Source organism: Propylenella binzhouense, assembly GCF_009866965.1.
Taxonomy (GTDB): Bacteria; Pseudomonadota; Alphaproteobacteria; order Rhizobiales; family Afifellaceae; genus Propylenella; species Propylenella binzhouense.
Map to the genome: position 1 here is coordinate 1 of NZ_SPKJ01000202.1, position 1,824 is coordinate 1,824.

The following is a 1,824-nucleotide window of genomic DNA, read 5'->3' on the forward strand; positions in this document are numbered from 1 at the left end:
CGCGCGGCAGGCCGATCCCGAGCGCCGCCGCGACCGCCGGGGCGGCCGCCTCCGCATCGGCGCGCAGCACGTGCTTCGCCACGAAGCGGCGCTCCGCCATCCGCACCGCCGAGGCCGTCGCCTCGACCGGCCGGCGATGATCGAGCGGGGAGCGCCGCACCGGGATGGCCTTGCTCGGCTTCGTCACGGCCCGGCCTCCCCTCGCGCCAGGAAATCGGTCTCGCTCACAATCACCGGGACCGGCGCCGCCGCCGCGCGGGCGACCCAGAGCCGCTCGCCGATCCGCCGGCCGCCATCCTTCACCAGCGCGAGCGCGATCGAGCGGCCGAGATTGGGGCTGAAATAGCTCGACGTGACGTGCCCGAGCATCGGCACCGGCGGCTCCGGCTCGGCCGCCGTTCCGATCACCTGCGCCCCTTCCATGAGGACGTGGTCCGGATCCTCAGTCAGGAGCCCGACAAGCTGGCGGCGGCCCTCCCGCGCCGTATCGGCGCGCGCGAGCGAACGCCGGCCGATGAAATCGCCGTCCTTCTTCACGATCCAGTCCATCCGCAGATCATGGGGCGTCACCGTCCCATCCGTCTCCTGGCCGACGAGGATGAAGCCCTTCTCGGCGCGCAGGAGGTGCATCGCCTCGGTGCCGTAGGGCGTGATCCCGAAGGCGGCGCCCTTCTCGATCAGGAGCTCCCAGAGCCAGAGGCCGTAGCTCGCCGGAATGTTGATCTCGTAGGAGAGCTCGCCCGTGAACGAGATGCGGAAGACGCGGACCGGCACGCCGCCGACATGCGCCGCGCGCCAGGACATGAAGGGGAAGCCCGCGGGATCGGCGTCGAGATCGTCGCAGAGCTCGCTCACCAGCCTGTGGCATTCCGGCCCGCAGAGGGAGGCGACCGCCCATTGCTCGGTGACCGAGGCGAGATAGACCTCGAGGTCCGGCCATTCGGTCTGGAGATAGTCCTCGAGCCTCGCCAGGACATTGGCGGCGCCGCCGGTGGTCGTCGTCATGTGGAAATGGTCGTCGGCGAGGCACGCGGTCACGCCGTCGTCCGCGACCATGCCGTCCTCGCCGAGCATCAGCCCGTAGCGGCAGCGGCCGGGCGCGAGCTTCCGCCAGGAATTCGTGTAGACGCGGTCGAGGAAGACGCGCGCATCGCGCCCCCGCACGTCGATCTTGCCGAGGGTCGAGGCGTCGAGAAGGCCGACGGCCTGGCGGGCGGCGCGCGCCTCGCGCCAGACGGCATCCCGGAAGCTTTCGCCCGGGCGCGGATAGGCGCGCGGGCGGAGCCAGTCTCCGACCGGCTCGAAGACGGCGCTGCGGCCCCGGTGCCAGGCATGCATCGGCGTCGTCCGCCGGGGCGCGAAATGATCACCCACGTGCCGGCCGGCGAGCGCGCCGAACGCGACCGGTTTCCAGGGCTGGCGGAAGGTGGTGACGCCGACCGCCGGGAGCGGCTCGCCGCGCGCGGCCGAAAGCACCGCGAAGGCGTTGAGATTGGCGACCTTGCCCTGGTCGGTGCCCATGCCGGCCGTGGTGTAGCGCTTGGCATGCTCGACGGCGCGATAGCCCTCCTGCACCGCGAGGCGGAGGTCCTTGGTCGTCACGTCGTCCTGAAGGTCGACCCAGGCGCGAACCTTGTGCGCCGGCCGGTCGGAGGGCAGCTCGGGGAGGATCCGGATCGCGCCCTGCCCCCAGTCGCGGCCCGCCACCGACGGCATTGCGGCATCAGCCCGCTCGAAGCCGGCGCGTCCGGCCGCCTCCGCGCCCGCGCGCGCCCCCTCGGCGAGCGCATCGGCGAGCGCGAACGTGCCGTTCGCCGCGCCGGC

The 1,824-nt window shown here is 72.7% G+C and carries 2 protein-coding genes; both read right to left on the reverse strand.

The window, feature by feature from the left end; translation table 11 throughout:
- Positions 1-187, reverse strand: a 187-nt coding sequence (locus E4O86_RS22875) for a hypothetical protein (protein WP_161142843.1), incomplete at its 3' end; no start/stop codon positions are given.
- Positions 184-1,824: glycine cleavage T C-terminal barrel domain-containing protein (locus E4O86_RS22880; protein WP_281351657.1), on the reverse strand; the 1,641-nt coding region annotated here is incomplete at its 5' end. The genes E4O86_RS22880 and E4O86_RS22875, both read right to left, overlap by 4 nt.